Below are 15,950 nucleotides of genomic sequence, written 5' to 3'. Positions count from 1 at the left end.
CGGAACCCGACGTGCCAGAAGGGATCAGCACTCGGTCACAATCGTGCTCAGCGGCAGGCGAGATTTTGGCAGCGTGGCGTTGAAATCTTCCACGCTGTGATGCCCAACCGGCACCACCACCAGGCTGGTGAAGCCCTTCTCTTTCAGGCCAAACTCTTCGTCGAGGATCGCGGCGTCGAAACCTTCAATCGGTACTGCGTCCAGGCCCAGCGCAGCAACGCCCAGCAGGAAGTTACCGACGTTCAGGTAAACCTGCTTCGCCATCCACTGGTCGTCATCCTTCAGATCCACGCGGTGCATGTCGGCGAAGTAGGTGCGGCCCTTATGGTTCGCGGCTTTAGCTTCCGGCGTGTTGAAACGACCGTCGGCCTCTTCCTGGTCGACAACGCGCTCCAGCCATGCATCGTCCATCGCGGTTTTCGCGCAGAACACCACCACGTGAGAAGCATCCAGCATTTTGCGTTCGTTGAACACATAGGTGCCCGCAGCGGATTTCGCCACGCGCGCTTTTCCTTCCTCGGTGCTGGCCACGATGAAGTGCCACGGCTGGGAGTTGGTGCTTGACGGGCTGTACTGCAGCAGGGTTTTGATTTTTTCCGCTTCTTCAGCGGTCAGTTTTTTGCTTGCGTCGAACGCCTTGGTGGAGTGGCGTTTCAGCGCAACAGAAATGATATCCATAACAACTCCTGATGATGAAATTCGCCCGCGTGCGGGCGCGAAAGGTGAGCAGATTACAGCGGGACGCGGAAAAAGATAAGGGCAATTCGAGCGCTTAATCTGTTCGTCTCAGACGAACAATCAGACCGGCCGGATCCACTTCTGGTCTTTTTTCGGCAGTTTATCCACCACCAGATGCCAGGAATCATTAATGAGATCGGTAACCAGTTCCGGCGTCACGTCTTCAGTGCCGTAAAGGGAAATCCAGTGCTTTTTGTTGAGGTGATAGCCCGGTTCAACGCCGCGATAAATCTGCTGATTTAACAGCGATTTCTCCGGGTCTGACTTCAGGCTGACGTGCGGCCGCCCGTGCGCGACGGCCACAATCATGAAAATTTTTCCGCCCACTTTAAACACGTCAAACTCCGGCCCAAACGGCCAGCAGTGTTCGGTGAACGGCAGTTCCAGCGCCACGCGTTTTGCGTGCTCCTGCAACGTTTTACTGTCCATCGCTCTCTTCCTGGGCAAGCCCGCGCCACATTACCTCAAAGCCGAGCGCTTTAAACTCAACGGCGCGGGACGGATCGCGGGTGGCAAATTCCATCGTGCTTTCGGCCAGCGATAAGAAAAGCGCATCGCCAAACGTTTTAAACTCATCAGACATAAACACCTGACGCACCGAGCGGCGGCAGAGTTCATGCAGCTCCGGGAACATCTCTTTCACCGCCTGTTCCGTTTCGGCGCTCAGCTTTTCACTGACGCCAATCTGGCGGATCGCCGCATGCGCAACGGGGTTACGAATGCCCCAGTCCACATAGCTGTTCCAGATATTGCGGGTATGTTCTTTAGGCAGCGTGATGGTGCGATCGAGGTTTGCCAGCATGGTCTGGCAGAGATCCTGCTTCAGGTGCAGATAGAGGGCATTCAGCAGATCGTCTTTCGTAGCAAAGTAGCGGAACAGGGTGCCTTCGGCGACGCCCGCCTTACGGGCAATAAGCGCCGTTGAGGCGGCAATACCTGACTGTGCAAACGCCACCGTTGCGGCTTCCAGTAAGGCCTGTTTTTTATCTTCACTCTTCGGACGTGCCACTAAATTTTTCCTCCTGTCAATTATAAAAACCTTGATTGAAACACGTGCTTTGACACGCTGCAACGCGGAATGTCAAAGATCGAAAACGTCTTGACGACTTTATCATCATATCTATAATGAGTGCTTACTCACTCATAATCAAGTTTACCCTGCGCACGCTATCGGATGGGGCGCGTTTTCGGGTCAGGATATGAAAAAAACTCTCTTCATCTGCGTGGTGTTAATCATGATTATTGCTTCAGCCGCGAGTTTACCGTTTGTTCTGAATGCCGGATTCGGCCAGCCGCCGCAGGGTGAACGGCTTACTGAAGTGGAGGCCTCCCCACAGTATCGTGAGGGGAAATTCCACAATACGCTGCCGACGCCGGGTTATAACGGTGACAAAAATATGCTGGTCGCGATGTGGGAGTTTCTGACCAAAAAAACCGAAAACGTCCGCCCGGCCCGGCCGCTGCCGCTGGTGAAAACCGATCTTGCGAGCCTGCCGCTGGAGCAGGACACCCTGGTGTGGCTCGGTCACTCATCGTGGTATCTGCAGCTCGCGGGTAAACGCATCCTGATTGACCCGGTTCTTGGCAACTATGCCGCGCCGTTCTCGTTCCTCAATAAGGCCTTTGCCGGCGAGTATCCGTGGCGCGCTGAACGCATGCCGGAGATCGACCTGCTGATTATTTCGCACGATCACTACGATCATCTGGATTACGCAACCATCAGGGCACTACTGCCGAAGGTAAAGCGCGTGGTGACGCCGCTGGGCGTGGGATCCCACCTGCGCTACTGGGGGATGAAGCCCGAGATTATTGACGAGCGCGACTGGAACCAGTCGGTACGCATCAGCGATGAATTGACGGTGCACGTTCTGCCAGCGCGTCACTTCTCCGGTCGCGGCATCAAACGCGATCGCACCCTGTGGGGCAGCTTCATGTTCGTCACGCCAGAGCAGAAGGTTTACTACAGCGGGGATTCCGGTTACGGCCCGCACTTCAGGGCCATCGGTGAACAGTTTGGCGAAGTGGACGTCGCCATCATGGAAAACGGCCAGTACGACCAGGACTGGAAGTACATCCACATGCTGCCGGAGGAAACGGCGCAGGCCTCGGCGGACCTGAACGCGAAAGCCGTGGTGCCGGGGCATAACGGACGCTTCGTGCTGGCGAAACACGCCTGGAACGATCCGCTGATCCTGCTGGCAAAAGCCAGCAAGGATAAAAATTATCGGTTGCTGACGCCGGAACTGGGCGAGCCCGTCCGGGTAAGCGACAGCGCACAAACCTTTCGTGCGTGGTGGGAATAATGTTTAAGCGAGAAGCAGAGGGGGACAGCAGTATGACCATTTCCGCTCAAGTCATCGACACTATCGTCGAATGGATCGACGACAATCTGCACCAGCCATTACGAATTGAAGAGATTGCCCGCCACGCGGGTTACTCGAAATGGCACCTGCAGCGGCTATTTATGCAGTACAAAGGGGAGAGTCTGGGGCGTTATATTCGTGAACGCAAGCTGCTGCTGGCGGCGCGCGATCTGCGAGAATCCGACGCCCGGGTGTACGACATCTGCCTGCGTTACGGGTTTGACTCGCAGCAGACGTTTACCCGTATCTTCACCCGTACGTTCAACCAGCCGCCTGGAGCGTACCGCAAGGAGAACCACAGCCGGACGCATTGAACGCAAACCAAAACAAGCCGGGCCAGGCGAAGCCGCCACCCGGCTTTTTTATTGGCTCAGGATGCCAGGGAAAACCACCGTCGCCAGACGAAACGCAGCACGAAGAATTCAATCGCCCCGAGCAGTAAAAACCACACGCAGAACAGAATGGTGTAAAGCTGGTTAAGATCGACCATGTGAAAGGTCTGAACCAGCTTCTGCGCCAGCACCAGCCCAAGCGAAGGCGCCGGGAGCAGCAGGCACGAAAGCAGGGCCAGTAATAAAATGCCGCCTGCGGTGAGCAGCGATTCTAGCGGGTGTTTCATCGTAATGTTAATCGTCAGTTAAAAATGTCATTGTCCGGCATTCTGTAACGTAAAGCAATATCAGCCCCGCTGACCCTTTTGAATAAAACAAAGACATTATTACTGCGCACAAATAACAACATACGTCCCGGCGTTTATATTAATATCGCGTTATGTAAATAAACGTCCGTATCAGGAAAATAATTTTACAAATGTATAGGTGCTATAACCAATTAACGTGGCAATAACAATGGCCGCGATAACGTATAACACCAGTCTGCGCCCGCGATAAATACCCCACATGGTTCCCCCTCGTTTAGTTTTGGTTTAGAAATATTTTGTAAAAATCAGATCATCGAAATAGTTTTAATCAGTTTTGAATAACCGAGAAGTCATTATATTGCGGTAGAACAATTTTACCCGCAAGACTTTAAAATGAATTTATTTAAGCCCGAAAGGAATTCAGGCTTCTGTTCACCGGAAATTGAAGGAAAAATACGATGACTGAAAAAAAATTGACTCCTAACGTGCCGCCTTCCGGCGGGCTGGCATACCAGCAGACCGTAGAGCAGGCGCTTGCACATGCGCAGAGCCAGGCAAGCGGTCTGGACCGTGCAGAGGCGCAGGCGCGTCTGCAAAAAACAGGGCCGAACGCGCTGCCGGAGAAAAAAGGCAAACCCGCCTGGCTGCGTTTCTTAGCCCATTTTAATGATGTGCTGATTTATGTCCTGCTGGCCGCCGCCGTATTAACGGCAGTAATGGGCCACTGGGTTGATACGCTGGTTATTTTGGGCGTCGCGGTAATCAATGCCCTAATTGGTCATATTCAGGAAAGCAACGCGGAAAAATCCCTGAAGAGTATTCGTAATATGCTCGCCAGCGAAGCTCGCGTTATTCGTAACGGCAGTCACGAAACAATCCCCACAACTGAAATAGTCCCGGGCGATATTATTGTATTACGCGCGGGGGATCGTATTCCGGCGGATATGCGTTTAATCGAAGCGCATAATTTACGCGTGGAAGAGGCGATTCTGACCGGTGAATCGACCGTGGTGGATAAACACGTTAATCCACTGAGCGGGGAATTACCGCTGGGCGATCGCACCAACATGGTCTTCTCCGGGACGACCGTCAGCGCGGGCGGCGGTATCGGTGTGGTCACCGCGACCGGTAAGGATACGGAACTCGGCCACATCAACCAGATGATGGCGGGTATCGAAAAGCACCGTACGCCGCTGCTGGTGCAGATGGACAAGCTGGGTAAAGCGATCTTCGTGATTATTCTGGCGATGATGGCCGCGCTGTTTGTCTTCAGCCTGGCGTTCCGCGAGATCCCGATGGGCGAGCTCCTGCTCTCTCTGATTAGCCTGGCGGTTGCCTCCGTACCGGAAGGTTTGCCGGCAATCATCTCCATCATCCTTTCGCTGGGCGTGCAGGCGATGGCGCGCAAGCGGGCGATTATCCGCAAGCTGCCGACGGTTGAAACGCTCGGTGCGATGACCGTGGTCTGCTCGGATAAAACCGGCACCCTGACCATGAACGAGATGACGGTTAAAGCCATCATCACCGCCGACGCCTGCTACCGCGTGGACGGCAACAGCTACGAGCCGGTAGGCAACATCTATCTGGAAGGTAGCGACGAGCCGGTCCACATCCAGCCGGGCACCGTGCTGGAGCAGTATCTGCGTACCATCGACCTGTGTAACGACAGCCAGCTGATTCAGGACGAGCGAGGCCTGTGGGGCATCACCGGTGGGCCGACCGAGGGCGCGCTGAAGGTGCTGGCGGCGAAGGCCAGCCTTGAGCCGGTAATGACCTCGCTGGTTAACAAGATCCCGTTCGACTCGCAGTACAAGTACATGAGCACCCACTACCAGATTGGCAGCGAGGAGCAGATCCTGATCACCGGCGCGCCGGACGTGATTTTTGCCCTGTGTTCGCAGCAGCAGACCCGTCACGGTACGGAAGCCTTCAACCGCACGTACTGGGAAAGTGAGATGGAGCGCTATGCGCGTCAGGGGCTGCGCATGGTCGCCGCGGCGTTCAAGCCAGCGAACGGCGAGCAGGAACTGACGCACGACGACCTGAGCCACGGCCTGATCTTCCTCGGCATCGCCGGGATGATGGATCCGCCGCGTCCGGAAGCGATTGATGCGATTAACGCCTGCCAGCAGGCGGGGATCCGCGTGAAGATGATCACCGGGGATCACCCGCAGACGGCGATGAGCATCGGCCAGATGCTGGGGATCGCCAACAGCGAGCAGGCGGTCACCGGCTACGAGCTGGAGAAGATGGACGACGCCGCGCTGGCGGAAGCCGCGGTGAAGTATGACATCTTCGCCCGCACCAGCCCGGAGCATAAGCTGCGCCTGGTGAAAGCGCTGCAGGACAAAGGCGAAATCGTTGGCATGACCGGCGACGGCGTAAACGACGCCCCGGCGCTGCGTCAGGCGGACGTGGGCATCGCGATGGGCATCAAGGGCACGGAAGTGACCAAAGAGGCGGCGGATATGGTCCTTACGGACGATAACTTCGCCACCATCGCCAGCGCGGTGAAAGAGGGGCGTCGCGTTTACGACAACCTGAAGAAGACCATCCTGTTCATCATGCCGACCAACCTGGCGCAGGGGCTGCTGATTGTGATTGCGCTGCTGGCGGGGAACATTATTCCGCTGACGCCGGTGCTGATTCTGTGGATGAACATGGCCACCTCAGCCACGCTCTCCTTTGGCCTGGCCTTCGAAGCTGCCGAGCGCAACATCATGCGCCGCCCGCCGCGTCAGACCGGGCAGCACGTGATGGACGCCTACGCCGTCTGGCGCGTGGCCTTCGTCGGTACCATGATTGCCATCGCCGCCTTTGCGCTGGAAGCCTGGCTCGCCCCGCGCGGCCACAGCGCGGAGTTCATCCGCACCGTGCTGCTGCAGATGCTGGTCTGCGCCCAGTGGGTATACATGATTAACTGCCGCAACACCGAAGGGTTCTCCCTCAACCGTGGTCTGCTGGCAAACAAAGGGATCTGGCTGGTGACGGGCGTGCTGTTCCTGCTCCAGGCGGCGATTATCTACCTGCCGTTTATGCAGATGCTGTTCGGTACCGAAGCCCTGCCGCTGCGCTACTGGTTTGTGACCCTGGCCGTTGCAGGCGTGATGTTCTTCGTCGTCGAAATTGAGAAGCGACTGACCCGCAGGTTCCGTAAGTCTGCATAACTAAAACCTTACCCCTCACCCTAACCCTCTCCCCACAGGGGAGAGGGGACAGTCTGGTACTCTCCCCTGGGCTCGGTTTTCTCCCTCGCCCCTCAGGGGAGAGGGCCGGGGTGAGGGGAGACAACGCTGAGGTACTCCCATGAAACTTCCACTCCTGTTCGCACTTCTTGTCAGTACCCTGCAACCCGTCTTCGCCGCTGCGATCCCCGTTCGGGTCGCCACCGTGGAGCAAACCGCCCACGCCGCCGAGCGCCAGATCCCGGGCCGCATCGAAGCCATCCACACCGTTGAGCTACGGGCGCGTACGGAAGGCATGATTACCAAAATTAACTTCCGCGACGGGCAGTACGTGAAAAAAGGCGACGTGCTGTTTGAGCTGGACGACGCCGAGCCGCGCGCTGCCCTGCGCCTGGCGCAGGCCGAAGTGAAAAGCACCGAAGCCACGCTGCGCCAGGCGCAGCAGCAGCTTTCCCGCTTTGAAAGTCTCGGCAGCAGCAACGCCATCAGCCGTCACGACGTGGACAACGCCCGCATGCAGCGCGACGTCGCCAGTGCCGCTCTCGAGCAGGCGAAGGCCCGGCTCGAAGCCCGCAACGTCACCCTGGGCTACACCCGAATCACCTCGCCAATTGACGGCCGCGTGGGCCACAGCAGCTTCCACGTGGGTAGCCTGGTCAACCCAGCGAGCGGCGTTTTGGTGGAGGTGGTGCAGCTTGACCCGATACGTATCGCCTTTGCGCTGGAAGAGGGGGCATTTTCCACCAAAGCCGGACAGCATGCGGATATCAACGCCATGAAGCGTGCCTGGCAGGCGCTGATCGACAGCAACGGCCAGCGCGTCAGCGGCGAGCTGACGTCAGTGGATAACCGCATTGACCCGCGTACCGCCAGCGTGATGCTGCGCGCCGAGTTTGCCAACCCGCGCCATCAGCTCCTGCCCGGCGGCAATGTGAACGTGTTTTTGCGTCCGGCAAGCGAGCAGCCGGTGCTGACCCTGCCTGCCGCAGCGGTGCAGCAGAACGGCGACGGGTTCTTTGCCTGGGTGGTTAATGCCGACGGAAAAGCCGAAATGCGCCCGCTGAAGGTCGCCGGACAGATCGGCCAGCAGTTCCGGATTTTATCCGGCGTGAAGTCCGGTGAGCGAGCGATTACTGACGGTGCGCAGCGCGTGCAGCCCGGCGCTGCTGTCCAGATACTGAATTAAGGAGCCATCATGCTGACGTTTTTCATCAAACGCCCGCGCTTCGCGATGGTGATTGCGCTGGTCATCACCCTGCTGGGGGCCATTGCGCTGAGGATTATTCCGGTGGAGCAGTACCCGCAGATCGCGCCGCCGGTGGTGAACGTCTCTGCCAGCTGGCCGGGCGCCAGCTCGGCTGACGTGGTGGAGGCCATCGCCACGCCGCTGGAGACGCAGCTGAACGGCGTGGACCATATGCTCTACATGGAGTCCACCAGTTCGGACGAAGGCACTTACAGCCTTAACATTACCTTTGCGGCGGGCACGGATCCGGATCTCGCGGCCATCGACGTGCAAAACCGCGTGGCGCAGGCCGTGGCGCAGCTGCCGACCGAGGCGCAGCAAAATGGCGTGCAGGTGCGCAAGCGTGCCACCAACCTGATGATGGGGGTAAGTCTTTACTCACCGAACAACACCCACACGCCGCTGTTCGTCAGCAACTACGCCAGCACCCAGGTGCGCGAGGCGCTGTCGCGTCTGCCCGGCGTGGGGCAGGTGCAGATGTTCGGCGCGCGCGACTACAGCATGCGCATCTGGCTGCGCCCGGACCGCATGAACGCCCTGAACGTCACCACCGACGACGTGGCGCAGGCGCTGCGCGAGCAGAACGTGCAGGGGGCGGCGGGCCAGGTGGGCACGCCGCCGGTATTCAACGGCCAGCAGCAGACCCTGACCATCAACGGGCTGGGGCGCTTAAGCCAGGCCGACGACTTTGCCGACATCATCATCCGCTCGGGCGAGATGGGCCAGCTGGTGCGCCTGAAGGACGTCGCCACCATCGAGCTCGGCTCGCGCAGCTACAGCTCCGGCGCGCAGCTGAACGGGCACGATTCCGCCTACCTCGGCATCTACCCGACGCCGTCCGCCAACGCCCTGCGCGTGGCCGACGCGGTGCGCGCGGAGCTGGATCGCCTCTCGACGCGCTTCCCGGACGACCTGGTCTACGAGGTGAAGTTTGACACCACCTCCTTTGTTGCCGCGACCATTAAGGAGATCGGCGTCTCGCTGGCGCTGACGATGCTGGCGGTGGTGGTCGTGGTGTCCCTGTTCCTGCAGAGCTGGCGCGCGACGCTGATTGTCGCCCTCGCCATTCCGGTGTCGCTGGTGGGCACCTTCGCGGTGCTCTACACGCTCGGCTACTCCGCCAACACCCTCAGCCTGTTTGCCATTATTCTGGCGCTGACCATGGTGGTGGATGACGCCATCGTGGTGGTGGAGAGCGTCGAAACGCTGATGGCGGAAGGGCAGAGCCGCACGGCGGCGACCGCGCTGGCGCTGCGCCAGATTGCCGGGCCGGTCATCGCGACGACGCTGGTGCTGCTGGCGGTATTTGTGCCGGTGGCGCTGCTGCCGGGGATTGTCGGCGAGCTGTACCGCCAGTTCGCGGTTACGCTTTCCACCGCCGTGACGCTCTCAAGCCTGGTAGCGCTGACCCTGACGCCCGCCCTGTGCGCGATGCTGCTGCGTCCGCGCCCGGTGAAACCGGCGGCAGTCTATCGCGCCTTTAACCGCGGGCTGGACGCCACGCGCGGTTTCTACACACGCATCGTGAATGTCTTAAACCTGCGTCCGTGGCTGGCGCTGCTGGTCACCGCAGGCGCGGCGGCAGTCGTGCTGTTCAGCTTTACGTCGATGCCAAAAGGCTTCCTGCCGCAGGAGGACCAGGGCTACTTCTTCGCCAGCGTCCAGCTGCCGGAAGCGGCCTCGCTGGAGCGCACCGAAGCGGTGATGACCACCGCGCGGGAGCTGATCGCCAAACATCCGGCGGTGGAGGACGTGATTCAGGTCTCCGGGTTTAACATCCTCAACGGCACCAGCGCCTCCAACGGCGGGTTTATCTCCATCATGCTGAAGGACTGGAGCGAGCGTCCGCCGCTGGAGGAGGTGATGGGCACCCTGCAGCGCCAGCTGCTGGCCCTGCCGGAAGCCACCATCATGACCTTCGCGCCGCCGACGCTGCCGGGGCTGGGCAACGCCTCCGGCTTTGACCTGCGCATCCAGGCTCAGGCGGGGCAGAGCCCGGCGGAGCTGGAGCGCGTGACGCGAGAGGTGCTGGTGAAAGCCAACCAGCACCCGCAGTTGACCCGCGTGTTCACCACCTGGAGCAGCAACGTGCCGCAGCTGACGCTGACCGTTGACCGCGAGCGCGCCGCCCGCCTCGACGTGCCGGTATCGCGCATCTTCAGCAGCCTGCAGACCGCCTTTGGCGGCACGCGCGCCGGGGATTTCAGCATCAATAACCGCGTCTACCACGTGGTGATGCAGAACGAGATGCAGTGGCGCGAGCGCGCCGAACAAATCAGCGAGCTGTTCGTGCGCAGCAACAGCGGCGAGCGGGTACGCCTGAGCAACCTCGTCACCATCACGCCGACCGTCGGCGCGCCGTTCCTCCAGCAGTACAACCAGTTCCCGTCCGTGTCGGTGAGCGGCTCGGCAGCAACTGGGGTGAGCAGCAGCACCGCGATGGCGGTGATGGGCGAGATCCTGGCGGCAAGCTTGCCTGCGGGGTACGACTACGCCTGGAGCGGCATGTCTTATCAGGAGCAGCAGACCGGCAATCAGGCAATATGGATCGTGCTGGCGGCGGTGGTGATGGCGTGGCTGTTCCTCGTCGCCCAGTACGAGAGCTGGACGCTCCCGGCGAGCGTGATGCTCTCGGTGCTGTTCGCCCTCGGCGGGGCGCTGGTCTGGCTATGGATGGCGGGCTACGCCAACGACGTGTACGTGCAGATTGGTCTGGTATTGCTGATAGCATTAGCGGCTAAAAACGCGATTCTTATCGTGGAGTTCGCCCGTGCGCGGCGGATGGACGGAATGGCGATTGTCGATGCCGCGCGGGAAGGGGCCTCGCGCCGCTTCCGTGCGGTGATGATGACCGCCGTGTCGTTCATCATCGGCGTTCTGCCCATGATGCTGGCGACCGGCGCAGGCGCCCAGAGCCGCCGCATCATCGGCACTACGGTCTTCAGCGGCATGCTGGTGGCGACCGTGGTGGGGATCCTGTTCATCCCGGCCCTGTTCGTGCTGTTCCAGCGCCTGCGCGAGTGGGGCCACGGCCTTACGGACTCGTCGCCCACAGCTCGCAGTGCTTCTGCACCAGAGAAATTAGCGAGCCGCCGTCGGCAATAAAGTCCCGCATGCGCTGCGCCTCGCTCTTGCCCTGCTTTAACAGCAGGGCAATTTCATTGATTGCGCTCGTCGCGCCGAGCTTATCGGCAGACGGCGCCACCTGCTCCAGCAGCCAGGCGATGTCTTCCGCCACGGTTTTTTGCTCACCGGTATGCACGTCCGTCAGGATCCCCTCCAGCCCGTAGCGACACGCCTGAAAACGGTTAAAGCGGTAGAGCAGAAAATCCCGTTCCTGATGCTTATACGGCCGCGCGGTCAGCAGCCAGTGGGACGTGGCCTGAATCAACCCGGCGATGTTAATCGCGTGGCCGAGCGTCAGCGGCGTATCCATCACCCGCACCTCCACGGTGCCAAAATGCGGGCTGGGGCGAATATCCCAGTGCAGATCTTTGATGCTGTCGATCATGCTGGTGGAGCTCAGGCGGCGGAACAGCCCCTCGAACTCCTGCCAGCTGTTGACCCACGGCATCTGTCCGTTATCCGGGAACCCGGAGAAGATATTGAGCCGCGACGAGGAGAACTTCGTGTCGGTGCCTTGCATGTACGGCGAGGCGGCCGCCAGGGCAATAAAGTGCGGCACAAAGCGCGACAGGCCGTGCAGGAGGTAAATGGCGTCATCCCCGGTCCGGCAGCCGACGTGAACGTGCTGACCGAATACCGTCGCCTGCAAAATCAGATAGCCAAAGCGCTCCAGCGTGACGTTATAACGCTCGTCGTCGCACACCTCCTGGCGCTGCCATTTCTGGAACGGGTGCGTCCCGCCGCCGCAGATCTGGATATGCTGCTCCGCCGCCGCGCGCAGGATGCTCTGCTGCATCACCGAGAACTGCGCCGCTGCCTGGTCGATGGTCTGACACACGCCGGTGGCGATTTCGAGCATGCTTTCGGTGATATCGTGTTTGACTTCACCGCCTTTGATGTCGTCTTTGACGGCGGCGATGAGCGCGGAGGAGTCCTGGCTGAGATCGTAGCCCGGCGGGTTAACCACCTGCAGTTCGAGCTCGATGCCAAGGGTGAACGGTTCAGAGGATTTGAAATCGGGTAAAGGCATGGCGCACTCCGTTGTCTGTGAATGTTGAGTATAGACAACGGGTGTGGCGCGCTCGTCTCAGGGTGGTATAACTGATAGCAGGCTTAGCAAAAGGGGAGTGACTCATGTCTGACTATCCAACCATTGCGCTGATAGGACCCGGTGCGATTGGCACCACCGTTGCCGCGGTACTGCATGACGCTGGCCGCACGCCATTGCTCTGCGGACGGACCGCGCATCCGGAATTACGCCTGCGCCATGACGAAGGTGAAACGGTGGTGCCCGGTCCGGTACTAACCGACCCGACGGCCATCACGCGCCCCGTCGATCTTGTTTTTGTGGCGGTGAAAACGACGCAAAACGCCGACAGCGCCGGATGGCTGCGCGCGCTGTGCGATGAAAATACGGTGGTCTGCGCCCTGCAAAACGGCGTAGAGCAGAAGGCTCAGCTTGAGCCTTTGGTCAGTGGCGCGACTGTGCTGCCGTCGGTGGTCTGGTTCCCGGCGCAACGCGAGCCGGATGCCTCCGTCTGGCTGCGCGCCAAACCGCGCCTGACGCTGCCGGACGTGCCTCAGGCGCAGCGGGTGGTGCAGGCGCTTCACGGTACGCGCTGTGAAGTTGAGCTCTCGGCAGATTTCCCTACCGTCGCCTGGCGCAAGCTGCTGCAAAATGCGGTCGCCGGGCTGATGGTGCTCGCCAACCGCCGCGCCGGAATGTTCAGGCGCGAGGATATTAGCGAACTTTCGCTGGCCTACCTGCGCGAGGGGCTGAGCGTCGCCCGCGCCGAAGGGGCGAAGCTGAACGATGACGTAGCGCAGGAGATCCTGGCGAACTTCCAGCGCGCGCCTGAGGACCTCGGCACGTCGATTCTCGCTGACCGTCAGGCGGATCGTCCGATGGAGTGGGATATCCGCAACGGCGTCATCCAGCGCTACGGCCTCAAACACGGCATTGCGGTGCCCATCAGCGACGTGGTGGTACCGCTGCTGGCGGCGGGGAGCGAGGGGCCGGGTTAACGGTTATTGTTTTTCTGTTCGGCAAAGTAATGGGCGGGCGTGCTGCCCATCGCTTTTCTGAACATGGTGATAAACGCGATCACGGATTCGTACCTGAAAGTGGGGGGGCGATAGAGAGGCGGGAAGATAAGTGAATATGAATTTCATCTTTGTGCCATAATTTTACGTGTTTATCCTGGTAGCGTGTTAATTTGTCGGGAGCAGAACCCGGGAGGTTCAAATGCTTTATAGCTGCATGAATAATACAAAATGGAATGAGATCCGCATGGCAATGGTTAGCATGAAATCTCCCCCCTTATGGAAAATCACTTTTCTCAATGGCTATGAATCTGCAGTTGATGGCGAGTGGTTTTACCATTTCTGTGAAGGTGGCTATTTGGATATCAGGTATCTTGATATTATGACACACTCAGTTGAACAACATACCATGGTAGGTACTATTCTTCGCGCTATTCATCTCCCTGGAATCGAGGTATCAACCGGTTATAGAATTTGGGGACACGCAGATTCGGTCAGCTATGTAGATTATCTTTAACCAGATAAAATCGTTTAATGGCTAACAGGAATAAGTTAGTCTTTGCGTAGAATTGGCCTCTACTCCTCACTGTCTAAGCGTTACGCTGAAAGTTATTAATTCAAAGTCAATACAATCAGACATCTTCCCATAGCGGCATCAATTCTTCAGGTAATTGTTCCTTATCAAACCCCTCAAACCAATACACAGAGCCTTGCTGTCCAATAATCGGCACTTCTCCCCACCCCGGATAAAACAATGCGCGACTCCAGTCAGGCTTGAGACGACCACGCCGTTTAAGGCGCTGACCATTACATGCAGTTGCTCGTATTGAAGGAAAATTAATAAAGAAACTTAACGGCATTTTCTCTTTGCGCGCACGTTGTAATTGCCTTGATATCCAGTCCTGGTTACGTCTGCGAAGTTTTTGTTTCATTGGCTACTGTTCTGATTCTACTCACTTATCAATCAATGCTCTCACTGTAATCCGACGCCATGCTTTCTACAAGAGTGTCCGTTCTTAACTCAGTGCGGACCTTACCCACTTTTCTGCCCTTTCCGTATCATGAGCAGACGGTGATAGCGTCCGCTCAGTGTTGATGACTGTATGTGCATTAGTATAGCCATGCATCTTCTGTCATCAAAATGATGAAGCCACTCGTGCTTTTATCGGATAAACGTTCTTTTTACGCGAACAGAGGTTATGAAATAGGGAATCCAAATTAAAGCCGTAATTACGTTTCTAAAAACAGGTACAAGTTCATTATATCCAATTTCAGCGCCAGGAATTAATATATAAAGCAGATAGGTATTAAATGACATTGTCGTCACGATTGATATTAAAAACAAAATGTAAAGCTTCGGTAGCGATTTCTTCTTTCTTAGGAAAAATGAAAGGACGGTGGCTGTAAAAAGAAACTCGCCAATATAAATAACCAGGGAAACTATGAAGAAAATTTTTGCATTTGCATTCAGATGCGAATAATTATCTATCGTAAATTTAAATGCATCTGTCATTGCAAAAAGATAGGAAGCAGCAGTAACCACTAGTCCTATAAGGGGGAGAAAAAGAAACCCTCCAATTTTCCTGAAGTTTTTATCTTCACAACTGTCGCAAAACTCTCTGTCCTGAGGTATTTCGACCCCACACTTTATGCATCCCCATTCCATATATGGACCTTTGAAGTATTTTATAATTTTAAATAGATTAAACGAAGTCTATTACAAACGCAACTGACTGATAAATAAGTATGCTGTGCAGGTAACTTTTTCGAGTAAATTTGTGTTAAGGGGGATTCCCGCAGCACAGATATTCATTCTAAGTCCCTACCAGGGACCGCGCTTTGCTAATAACGGTTCCTAAAACATTTCTTTCCGACAGTTCCTGACCGGAAACGAATATTTAAAGTAAAGTGCTACCGCTGAACACCATAAGGTTCTCTGTTGCACTTCAGTCCAGCTTCTCGATACTCATCCTAACCGCTTTCAGCGTTCTCCTGCGGATCCAGCCGCTGCCCGCCCGTATTACCAGCCAGTAAGCCACCATCATGAGCCGGGTGCTCCTGTCCGGGCAAAAGACGAACGTTTCCGTACTGAGTTCATGCTGGCCTGGCGCCAGTTCCTTTACCTGGTAGCGCAGCAACAGTGTCGCGCTGCCCGGCACGGCAGGCGTCTGAAACGCGCTGGCATCCGGCACGCTTTCCAGACCGAAATCTGCACGCCAGAATTGCCCTCTTAAGCCATAGCAAAGCTCCGATGCTGAATCTTTCAAAAGGGTGAAACTGTGTAGACCAAAGTTGCTGATTGAATCAGCCTGCTGATCGCGCAGAAGTTTTTGCGGTAATTGCCGCAAAGCCATCAACCGACGAATCACAGCATCTTGCCGGACGTCAAACTTGGCAATCAACGGCAGTATATTTTCAGGATGCGCAGTATGAATGACCGTTCGGTGTTTTTCATGAAACTGGAACTGAGGTAAAAAAGCCGGGACATCCTGCCACTGAGCAAGTGCTTTGCGGGTTACGAATCCAGGATTCAGCATTTCTCTTCCTTGTCATCCCTTGAGTGCAGCCAGAGTATCAGATGGCGTGCTGCAGGCAATCACCAGGAAAAG

At 57.4% G+C, this 15,950-nt stretch carries 15 protein-coding genes and 1 pseudogene; 7 read left to right on the top strand and 9 right to left on the bottom strand.

The window, feature by feature from the left end; translation table 11 throughout:
• Positions 1–24 precede the first annotated feature (24 nt).
• The 3 genes from nfsB to UR504_RS06175 all read right to left on the bottom strand — a co-directional run bounded on the left by nfsB (position 25) and on the right by UR504_RS06175 (position 1,747).
• Positions 25–678, bottom strand: coding sequence for an oxygen-insensitive NAD(P)H nitroreductase (gene nfsB, locus UR504_RS06185; protein WP_021241586.1), 654 nt, complete (start codon positions 676–678; stop codon positions 25–27).
• 120 nt (positions 679–798) lie between these two features.
• A complete protein-coding gene (locus tag UR504_RS06180; protein WP_133293936.1) occupies positions 799–1,167 on the bottom strand; it encodes an MmcQ/YjbR family DNA-binding protein in 369 nt (122 codons plus the stop codon).
• Positions 1,157–1,747, bottom strand: coding sequence for a TetR/AcrR family transcriptional regulator (locus UR504_RS06175; protein ID WP_302234345.1), 591 nt, complete (start codon positions 1,745–1,747; stop codon positions 1,157–1,159). The genes UR504_RS06180 and UR504_RS06175 overlap by 11 nt, the downstream gene beginning before the upstream one ends.
• Before the next feature lie 190 nt (positions 1,748–1,937).
• Between UR504_RS06175 and UR504_RS06170 the strand changes: the two genes are divergently transcribed.
• The gene (locus tag UR504_RS06170; RefSeq protein WP_302234347.1) at positions 1,938–3,041 is read left to right on the top strand and encodes an MBL fold metallo-hydrolase; all 1,104 of its coding nucleotides are present in this window, start codon (positions 1,938–1,940) and stop codon (positions 3,039–3,041) included.
• A gap of 32 nt (positions 3,042–3,073) precedes the next feature.
• Positions 3,074–3,415 (top strand): RamA family antibiotic efflux transcriptional regulator, encoded by a 342-nt coding sequence (locus UR504_RS06165; RefSeq protein ID WP_047650664.1) that lies wholly within the window; start codon positions 3,074–3,076, stop codon positions 3,413–3,415.
• Between the two features lie 56 nt (positions 3,416–3,471).
• On the opposite strand, the gene UR504_RS06160 is transcribed toward UR504_RS06165, so the two are convergent.
• Positions 3,472–3,720, bottom strand: coding sequence for a DUF1158 domain-containing protein (locus UR504_RS06160; RefSeq protein ID WP_013097677.1), 249 nt, complete (start codon positions 3,718–3,720; stop codon positions 3,472–3,474).
• Positions 3,721–4,199: 479 nt separating this feature from the next.
• Between UR504_RS06160 and UR504_RS06155 the strand changes: the two genes are divergently transcribed.
• The 3 genes from UR504_RS06155 (at position 4,200) to UR504_RS06145 (ending at position 11,277) form a co-directional block, all read left to right on the top strand.
• Positions 4,200–6,908: a cation-transporting P-type ATPase gene (locus tag UR504_RS06155; RefSeq protein ID WP_302234349.1), complete on the top strand. Its 2,709-nt coding sequence runs from the start codon at positions 4,200–4,202 to the stop codon at positions 6,906–6,908.
• A gap of 139 nt (positions 6,909–7,047) precedes the next feature.
• The gene (locus tag UR504_RS06150; RefSeq protein ID WP_115874420.1) at positions 7,048–8,112 is read left to right on the top strand and encodes an efflux RND transporter periplasmic adaptor subunit; all 1,065 of its coding nucleotides are present in this window, start codon (positions 7,048–7,050) and stop codon (positions 8,110–8,112) included.
• A 9-nt stretch (positions 8,113–8,121) separates the two neighbouring features.
• Entirely contained in the window at positions 8,122–11,277 is a 3,156-nt protein-coding gene (locus UR504_RS06145; protein ID WP_302234351.1) for an efflux RND transporter permease subunit, read from the top strand.
• Here UR504_RS06145 and UR504_RS06140 read toward each other — a convergent pair.
• On the bottom strand, positions 11,207–12,328 hold the full coding sequence (locus UR504_RS06140; protein ID WP_302234353.1) for a YbdK family carboxylate-amine ligase: 1,122 nt from the start codon (positions 12,326–12,328) through the stop codon (positions 11,207–11,209). The two genes, UR504_RS06145 and UR504_RS06140, sit on opposite strands and share 71 nt — an antisense overlap.
• Before the next feature lie 104 nt (positions 12,329–12,432).
• On the opposite strand from UR504_RS06140, the gene UR504_RS06135 reads away from it, so the two are divergent.
• Complete coding sequence (locus tag UR504_RS06135) at positions 12,433–13,323, top strand: oxidoreductase (RefSeq protein ID WP_302234355.1); 891 nt, start codon at positions 12,433–12,435, stop codon at positions 13,321–13,323.
• Here UR504_RS06135 and UR504_RS06130 read toward each other — a convergent pair.
• Positions 13,320–13,415: pseudogene (locus tag UR504_RS06130) on the bottom strand (AraC family transcriptional regulator); the annotation flags it as partial. The gene UR504_RS06135 and the pseudogene UR504_RS06130 sit on opposite strands and share 4 nt — an antisense overlap.
• Before the next feature lie 128 nt (positions 13,416–13,543).
• Here UR504_RS06130 and UR504_RS06125 point away from each other — a divergent pair.
• Complete coding sequence (locus UR504_RS06125; protein ID WP_320739463.1) at positions 13,544–13,858, top strand: DUF6678 family protein; 315 nt, start codon at positions 13,544–13,546, stop codon at positions 13,856–13,858.
• A gap of 115 nt (positions 13,859–13,973) precedes the next feature.
• Here the strand turns inward: UR504_RS06125 and UR504_RS06120 are convergent, their stop codons facing one another.
• The 3 genes from UR504_RS06120 to UR504_RS06110 form a co-directional block, all read right to left on the bottom strand.
• A complete protein-coding gene (locus UR504_RS06120) occupies positions 13,974–14,273 on the bottom strand; it encodes a hypothetical protein (RefSeq protein ID WP_127729884.1) in 300 nt (99 codons plus the stop codon).
• A gap of 230 nt (positions 14,274–14,503) precedes the next feature.
• A complete protein-coding gene (locus UR504_RS06115) occupies positions 14,504–15,007 on the bottom strand; it encodes a DUF2569 domain-containing protein (protein WP_302234359.1) in 504 nt (167 codons plus the stop codon).
• A gap of 280 nt (positions 15,008–15,287) precedes the next feature.
• Positions 15,288–15,878, bottom strand: a complete 591-nt coding sequence (locus UR504_RS06110; protein ID WP_271367036.1) for a hypothetical protein — start codon at positions 15,876–15,878, stop codon at positions 15,288–15,290.
• Positions 15,879–15,950: the final 72 nt, after the last annotated feature.

Origin of the sequence: Enterobacter sp. 241F3 (genome assembly GCF_034106785.1) — a bacterium.
GTDB classification, from domain to species: Bacteria; Pseudomonadota; Gammaproteobacteria; order Enterobacterales; family Enterobacteriaceae; genus Enterobacter; species Enterobacter vonholyi.
Note: the sequence above shows the minus strand (reverse complement) of the source record. Positions and strands in the feature narration are given on the sequence as shown.